Here is a 7,207-nt window from a genome sequence, read left to right as displayed (position 1 = left end):
CCGCGAAGACCACCCGGTGTTCCTTGCCGAAAGCGAATGGATGCTGAAGGTCGCACGCGAGGACTACCCCGAACTGGAATTCCACGCCACCTCCGAATTCAAGACCTCAGGGGGGGAGTGATTTTCTCCCCCGCCCGAAAATGCCAAAGCCCGTCTCGCGACGGGCTTTACGTATCATACAATTTCACCTACAACCCTGGCTCCCCCCGACCCGGGATTTCCCTTTGCCAGCCCGCGCAGAGCCCTTGTCATACCCCGGTATTGCAGTAATTCCGGAAAAGAGTAGCGTGACCTTCATCAGGTGGCTCGGCTCGATTTGGAAACTGATAGCATGTATGTTTGATTTGTTTTGTACGTTATAAAGTAACACATAAAGCACATCACCATGATCGCAATCAGCACAACCGAACTGCGGAAAAACCTGCGGAAGTATCTGAACCTTGCCCAGAAGGAACGAGTCATCATTCAGTGCGGGAAAAGCGAAACCTATGAAATCATTCCTGCCCGCAAAATCAGTGACAAAGACTCCTGTTATTCCAATCAGGAGATCCTGCGCGTACTGAAAGAGTCAGAGGATGACATTGCCAAGGGTCGCATCCGTGAGGTCAATGACGCCAGAGACTTATGGGAAAATATTCCATAATCGTAACCCGAAGGGCCGACAACGATCTTAAACACTGGCGTCAGAGCGGTAACAAGTCCGTTCAGCGCAAGATCGAAAAAATCTTCAACGAACTTCGGGAACATCCAACGACAGGAACCGGGAAACCGGAACAGCTCAAAGGAGAGCTGTCGAAATACTGGTCGAGAAGGCTGAACAAAAAAGACCGGCTCATCTATCGCATCGACGAAAATGTTGTCATCGTTTACATCCTTTCCCTCTGCGGTCATTACGATAACACGTAAAAAAAAGTTGAACCGACTGACAGAAACTCGCTCTAACCCTGTTCAGTTGTTCGGGTATGCTCCATCATTATAATATACCCAGCTGCAATTAAACTTCATGTTTTCAGTCACGGTAGGAATGCCTGTTACCCGGCACCCCCCGTAAAGATCCGTACGTGCGGCACTACCGCATACGGCTCCTGCCTTGAGTCATGGCGAATCTTACCTCCGGGAAAGGCTGGCATATTCGGAGGTGCGGGATATATTTGTCTACGATTCGGTTGAACTTTTCCCACTTCAGTGAGCTTCCTTTCTGACTTCTTCTTCTCAGTACCTTTAACCACATCTTTACCACCTGATCCCTATAGCTTCTCAGTGCTTTGCTGTTGCCCGGCACGCCGAAGTAGAGCCCGAATCCTTGCACGACGCTTTTCAGCCATATTCCTGTCTGCTGGATTGGCGCGTGTTTCCGTTTCATCTTTTTATTATTTAATTATTTTTCATTTTATACACTCACAGCAAACGGATAGTGAGTTAATCTGCGTCCACACTCACAAACAGGATTCTGCTGTGGCATTTTATTAGTCACAATGACTTTTGCGCACCCAAAAGCATCACAAACCGTATAAATATTTGTTTTATTATTAAACTTTTCTCCACACCTCATAAGAGCTTGAGAAAAATATCCCCCCCGTATTGATTCTCCAGCAGTCTCATCAAGATCACAGGAATAAAGGTACTCTGCTCCCTTTGGTGATTTGATTATTGCATCATCAAAAAGCTTTCTATGAGCCAGTCGATCTGCGTATTTCATTCTTAGAGATAACTCATCCATTGAAAACACTGCAGACAACTCCTCCTTGAGATATTCAACCTCTCTACAAGCATCAATTACAATTGTTGTTTTTGGCGCCCCACAATTGAGTTTATTAACAGATATTTCCTGTTTATCGGAAAGAAAAATCCTTGTTTCATCAACACCTTTACCTTTTACATGATACCCATGACCGGAAAAAGCAATAAAAACATATTCACAAACGCTTGCGCTCAACAAGCTGATTTCAAGCGCACTTTTAGGAGGCGTATGTAAGACACTTATTTCTTCATTTTCCCAAGCGCCTCCTAATGGGCTTCGCAAATAAGAAACCCAATCATCAACATCTTTCCTTGCTCCAGGAAGGTCCAACAATCCAAAAACTTGCGAGGCTTCGATTAGTAACGCACGTCTTTTCATCTTATTAATGAATTTATATATTTTTGAAATCTTTTATCATACCCGTCTAAATTATTATATTCACTTCGCCACCACCGCAAGTGCCTTTTTACCATCTCATCAACATAAAGTAATTCATCAATTTTTTTCTTATTCCCATTACAATGCTTCCATAATCGCTCTATCAAATTAAAAACTATACAACAATAATTATCATATCTCATTGAATTCTCATCTTTATTTTGAGTACACCCCCACTGTAAACAATAGTCATCATCTTCTAAGTATGGATACGTCAATGACATTTCGATAATCTTAGTAATCAAATCATTAAGATTTTGCCGCTCCTGATATTTTAATGTAATTTTAGCGGCAATAAATGCGACAAATGATGACACAACAGTTGATATAATAGTTGCGACAGATGTTGTAATAACATCTATACTTAACGGCATTTGAGATGCATTCGCAGTTAACAGCATCATATTTATTGTTTTAAACTGTCATTCTCGCGGTCTGCACACTCCACACGACACATACCCCGCATCAATAGCCTCCTGCCTAGTCTTGAACACCGCCGCGCAAGAAAAAACTGGAAACAACCATTATATAATATCCTTCAATCTCAGCCATAAGCACGCCCAATATTTGCTATAACTGACTCCTATTTTGAGGTCCGGAAAAAATTTGAAAAGAACGCATTCGATCCGTCATTAAGAAACATTGAACAGTTTCACAAACGGCACTGCATGGGGGGTAGGATAGTGCGTATTACGGTAAAGGTACTGATTTTTCCGGCAAAAAAGAGAAGAGAAGGCAAAGAAAAAACCCGGCGGAAAGCCGGGTTTTTTGAGTCAGACGGGTTATGATTGCACTCCGCCGTACCCTTTCGGCCCTTCGAACAGTCGCAGCTCCGGTTCGGCGTGGGCGATGCGTTTGGCGACGTTGAGCAGCGTATTCTCCTTGACATCCTCATTGCCCCACTGAACCCAACCCGGACGGCAGAACCGCGCGAACAACTCCAGATATGGCCCCGGCGAGCACGACTCGACCAGATCGTAAATCTCGTCGGGCTTGCGGGAGTGCTCCCGCTTGCGGCTTGAAAGAATGTTCACCTGCGTCCTGCCCGGCTGCAGGGTCCGCATGCTGCCGCGCACGCCGAACAGCACCAGCTCCGTAACGTTACGGAAATAGAACCCCACTCCCCTTCCATCTGGCCCGCCATCCTTCCGCACCTTGTACCATACCAGATTGGATTTGTAGGTAAACCCCCATGCCTCCATTACCTTCAAGCAAGGCGTTCGGCACCCACAGGTAAAGATGCGATTTCGCGGCGGCAAGCTTCGATACCGGCAACTCCATAATCTCCTTCAGCTCCATCGTCGGGTAGCGGAGCAATCGCTTGTGCTCGGGAGCCACCTTGCCGGTACGGTTCTGGAACTGCCACGGTGGATCGGCAAGAATGGTCGAATATGGACCCTGCACTTTGCTCAGAAGATCCTGCGATGGGTTGGGTTCAGCGATATTGAGCATTCTTGTCATAAAACCTGTAATTGAATAAAAATAATTAAACAGCAAACCCGGAAATTTGAAATCCCGTTGACCATACCTGATTGCAGGGCTTACCCGCATACGGAGCATACGCCGCATCGCCGGGGTTACAGCTTCTACGATTTGCTCATTATCGCAGCAGCCCTGCAAGAAGATCCATTCGGAAAACCCGCTCCATCAGCAGCCCATCCGCAACATGACCATCGTCAATCCGTTTTAAACCTCCCTGGAGTCACCTGCAGATGCAGCGCTCAACGGCATCGGCCGAAACCGGTGTTGGAAGTTCTCTTACTGAGAAACGTCTGTTACGCTCTCGGTCAAGATCGGGCAATGCGACTGATAACCCGTATATTGCAGTCTTTCAACAAAACGTCTTTGATGCGAGTCTGATGACCAACCGGTTCCACCGCCTGTACGAACAAGGAAATAAACGCAACAAATCTTATTTAGTATCAGAAAACGCCCTCTCTGTCAGGGAATAAATCACCAACATCCTGTATCATGAAGTATAGAGCAGATATCGATGGACTGAGAGCGCTTGCGGTAATTCCCGTCATTTTATTCCACATGAATATACCCGGCCTATCCGGCGGTTTTGTTGGTGTGGATATATTTTTCGTAATCTCAGGCTTCCTGATCACGTCGATCATCCTGAAAGAGATCAACACAGACCGGTTTTCAATAGCCAAATTCTACGAACGCAGGATTCGAAGAATATTCCCTGCGTTTTTTCCGGTTATTATCTTCACTCTTGTTCTCGGCTACTACTGGCTGTCACCGACAGCACTGAAGGGTCTCGGCGATAGTGTTATTGCCTCCGCACTGTTCTCGTCAAACATTCTCTTCTGGAGAGAAGCCGGTTATTTCGACGCCTCGTCGCTGCAAAAACCTCTGCTGCATACCTGGTCTCTGGCTGTCGAAGAGCAGTTTTACCTGTTTTATCCCCTCCTCCTCGTCATCATCAGAAAATTTTTCAGGGGAAACTATGCCGCCTGGTTACTCTCACTGGGAGTTGTCTCCTTCCTGTTCAGCTGTTACGCAGTAGTGCACAAACCATCGATAGGATTTTACCTGCTGCCGTCGAGGACCTGGGAACTGCTGGTCGGCGCGATCGTGGCCCTCGACATCCTCCCCGCCATAAAGAGCAAAACCGTGCGGAATCTGATCGGGATCGCAGGAACAGCATCAATGATCGTCAGTATTGCAATATTCCGGGAATCGATGCCTTTTCCGGGATATTCAGCAGCATTCCCTGTCCTGGGTGCAGGGGCAATCATCTATGTCGGCATGCATGGAGAGCACCTGATAAAAAAATTTTTCGAGTTTAAACCGGTTGTTTTCATAGGAATGATTTCCTACTCGCTGTACCTCTGGCACTGGCCCATCATTGTTTTCATGAACTATGTCTCGCTGCGTGAGTTGACTCTCCCAGAAAAACTTGTCATCGTGCTGTCAACATTCCTCATTTCCTGTTTCTCCTGGAAATATGTTGAAAGCCCGTTCAGGACCAAGCCACCCATCATCCCGCATAGAGCTCCACTTTTCGCTCTCGCAGCGGCCTCCATCGTCATCGCTGTAGGCATTGGCGGCATACTGCATGCCAGGGAAGGGCTTCCTCAGCGGCTCGGCCTTTCGACGGCAAAAACCGCTGAATACACAAAAAAACCGTACAGTTCTCCGGAATTCCATACAATCACGAAGGAGGGATTCTCTTATCTTATCGGCAAAACGAGCCAGATGCCAAGCTTCCTTGTATGGGGAGATTCACACGCTCACAGCTTGACCCCTGGCATGTCGATTGTTGCCGGTCAAAACAATAAAACCGGCATCCTTCTGGCCGGACCGGGCATCCCGCCACTGATCGATGCAGGACAGGGCAACTTTATCAATACCGAATCGAACGCATTCAATGACGAGGTCATCAACTACCTTGCCAAACATGAGGCAATAAAAACCGTGTTCCTTGCAAGCTGCTGGAGCAACGTCGACAAAAACGACTGGTTCCAGCCCAGTCTGGCGAAAACTATCGACAAGCTCACCAGCATGAACAGACATGTCGTCATATTAACCGATGTCCCCTACCTGCCACATGATCTGCAACAGGCGCATTCAGTTGCCTACAGAAAATCGATCGATATCTACAAGTTTGACTCCTTAAGCTACCACGATTATCTGAAGCAGAATGATACGTTTTTCAAATTCATCGGAAATCTTGACAGGAGCAGAGGGGTATCGATTATCGATCTCGGAGGACGCTTCTACAGGGATGGCAAGAACATCCTCATGATGGATGACAAGCTTTTTTACGAAGATAACAATCACTTATCGGAAAGTGGCTCGATCTATGCAGCCAGATCGATCGAATCAGCAATAATGGCCGAACTGAGCAAAGCGGACAGACAGAAATCACATGCCAAAAAGCTGGTGAGCCGCTGAGCACGGCGACCCGATAGCTTTGCCCTGAATGCCCTTGTCTAGTAAACGGAAAATTCGTATTGCCGGGAAGATCAGGAATTAGTCCCCTTGCCTGGTAACAGGTATCCCCCGCATTCACAGTAACTGCCAGGCAAACCACCTGTCCGAATCCCGATCCGTTCTGCCGCCTGCATACTTCCAGGTATACTGTACCTCGCCGCCGCCGATGCGGTTGAAGGAACGGCCAGGAGGCACAATGCTGCAAGAGCGAATGCGAACTTTTTCATGATCTGTTTCCGAATGGGGGGTGAAGATGGCTGCATGAGCGTAAAAACAAGGAACTTTCCTGCAAACCGCTGAAAACGGAAAACCCGTCCGGCAACCAAGGGGCGGTCACACCGGACGGGTCCGTCTAATGAGCCTGATGGACACAGCTCAGGGCGGCACCATTCAGGCCCGTCTGATCAGGCGCAAAAGGGCGATCAGCACGATGGCCCCGATGGTTGCGGTAACAAGGCTGCCGAGAAGGCCGCCTGCAGCGATACCGAGCAGGCCGAAAAGATAGCCGCCGAGCAAAGCGCCGATCACGCCGACAATAAGGTCGCCCACAAGCCCGAAACCGCCGCCTTTCATGATCTGGCCTGCAAGCCAGCCTGCCGCGATGCCGATAAGGATAAACCAGAGTAGATTCATGGTATGAAATGGTTTGGTATTTAATGGATGGTACTGCTTTTCTCTTTGGGGAAAAGCGGGGCGGTCACTCCTTTTTCAGCTTGCCCACCCACTCGTCCAGCTTTTTTTCTATCTCTTCCTTTGCATGGCCGTAATACTCCTGGATTTTCCCGGTCAGGCGTTCACGCTTTCCATCTATGACATCGAGGTCGCTGTCTGTCAGCTTGCCCCACTCTTCCTGAATTTTGCCTTTCAGCTGCTTCCAGTTCCCTTCAACATGATCCCGGTTCATAACGAGCTTTCTCCTGTGTGGTTAACCGTTACGGAAATGACCGGCACAAACCGGCGAAAATCTCCATACAACATGCTTAACAAAACAAAGTTCTTGCAAGTTCCGAAACCCGCACGAGAAGAAAAGCGCAAACTTACCAGACAAAACGACGAAACCCCTGATTTCTCAGGGGTTTCGGA

7 protein-coding genes and 1 pseudogene are annotated in these 7,207 nt (G+C 47.8%); 3 read left to right on the top strand and 5 right to left on the bottom strand.

The window, feature by feature from the left end:
• Positions 1 to 385: 385 nt before the first annotated feature.
• Positions 386 to 643 (top strand): hypothetical protein, encoded by a 258-nt coding sequence (locus WBP50_RS04330; protein WP_423931930.1) that lies wholly within the window; start codon positions 386 to 388, stop codon positions 641 to 643.
• Entirely contained in the window at positions 625 to 906 is a 282-nt protein-coding gene (locus tag WBP50_RS04325) for a Txe/YoeB family addiction module toxin (RefSeq protein ID WP_423931929.1), read from the top strand. The genes WBP50_RS04330 and WBP50_RS04325 overlap by 19 nt, the downstream gene beginning before the upstream one ends.
• A 484-nt stretch (positions 907 to 1,390) precedes the next feature.
• On the opposite strand, the gene WBP50_RS04320 is transcribed toward WBP50_RS04325, so the two are convergent.
• The 3 genes and pseudogenes from WBP50_RS04320 to WBP50_RS04310 all read right to left on the bottom strand — a co-directional run bounded on the left by WBP50_RS04320 (position 1,391) and on the right by WBP50_RS04310 (position 3,640).
• Positions 1,391 to 2,119 carry a caspase family protein gene (locus tag WBP50_RS04320; RefSeq protein WP_423931928.1) on the bottom strand — a complete coding sequence of 243 codons (729 nt, stop codon included), beginning with the start codon at positions 2,117 to 2,119 and terminating at the stop codon, positions 1,391 to 1,393.
• Positions 2,116 to 2,583 (bottom strand): hypothetical protein, encoded by a 468-nt coding sequence (locus WBP50_RS04315; RefSeq protein WP_423931927.1) that lies wholly within the window; start codon positions 2,581 to 2,583, stop codon positions 2,116 to 2,118. The genes WBP50_RS04320 and WBP50_RS04315 overlap by 4 nt, the downstream gene beginning before the upstream one ends.
• Before the next feature lie 378 nt (positions 2,584 to 2,961).
• A pseudogene (locus tag WBP50_RS04310) lies at positions 2,962 to 3,640 on the bottom strand (MT-A70 family methyltransferase).
• Between the two features lie 510 nt (positions 3,641 to 4,150).
• Between WBP50_RS04310 and WBP50_RS04305 the strand changes: the two are divergent.
• Positions 4,151 to 6,085: an acyltransferase family protein gene (locus WBP50_RS04305; RefSeq protein ID WP_423931925.1), complete on the top strand. Its 1,935-nt coding sequence runs from the start codon at positions 4,151 to 4,153 to the stop codon at positions 6,083 to 6,085.
• 429 nt (positions 6,086 to 6,514) lie between these two features.
• On the opposite strand, the gene WBP50_RS04300 is transcribed toward WBP50_RS04305, so the two are convergent.
• The gene (locus tag WBP50_RS04300; RefSeq protein WP_423931923.1) at positions 6,515 to 6,757 is read right to left on the bottom strand and encodes a GlsB/YeaQ/YmgE family stress response membrane protein; all 243 of its coding nucleotides are present in this window, start codon (positions 6,755 to 6,757) and stop codon (positions 6,515 to 6,517) included.
• A 64-nt stretch (positions 6,758 to 6,821) separates the two neighbouring features.
• A complete protein-coding gene (locus tag WBP50_RS04295; protein ID WP_423931922.1) occupies positions 6,822 to 7,028 on the bottom strand; it encodes a CsbD family protein in 207 nt (68 codons plus the stop codon).
• Between the last annotated feature and the right edge of the window lie 179 nt (positions 7,029 to 7,207).

It is taken from the genome of Chlorobium sp. (genome assembly GCF_049593655.1).
GTDB lineage: Bacteria > Bacteroidota > Chlorobiia > Chlorobiales > Chlorobiaceae > Chlorobium.
This window is presented reverse-complemented; position numbering and strand designations above follow the sequence as displayed.

What these genes read in the sequence shown, in the direction of transcription:
- WBP50_RS04330 (WP_423931930.1), top strand. Translation starts at nt 386, where the DNA reads ATGATCGCAATCAGCACAACCGAACTGCGGAAAAACCTGCGGAAGTAT.
- WBP50_RS04325 (WP_423931929.1), top strand. Translation starts at nt 625, where the DNA reads ATGGGAAAATATTCCATAATCGTAACCCGAAGGGCCGACAACGATCTT.
- WBP50_RS04320 (WP_423931928.1), bottom strand. Translation starts at nt 2,119, where the DNA reads ATGAAAAGACGTGCGTTACTAATCGAAGCCTCGCAAGTTTTTGGATTG.
- WBP50_RS04315 (WP_423931927.1), bottom strand. Translation starts at nt 2,583, where the DNA reads ATGATGCTGTTAACTGCGAATGCATCTCAAATGCCGTTAAGTATAGAT.
- WBP50_RS04305 (WP_423931925.1), top strand. Translation starts at nt 4,151, where the DNA reads ATGAAGTATAGAGCAGATATCGATGGACTGAGAGCGCTTGCGGTAATT.
- WBP50_RS04300 (WP_423931923.1), bottom strand. Translation starts at nt 6,757, where the DNA reads ATGAATCTACTCTGGTTTATCCTTATCGGCATCGCGGCAGGCTGGCTT.
- WBP50_RS04295 (WP_423931922.1), bottom strand. Translation starts at nt 7,028, where the DNA reads ATGAACCGGGATCATGTTGAAGGGAACTGGAAGCAGCTGAAAGGCAAA.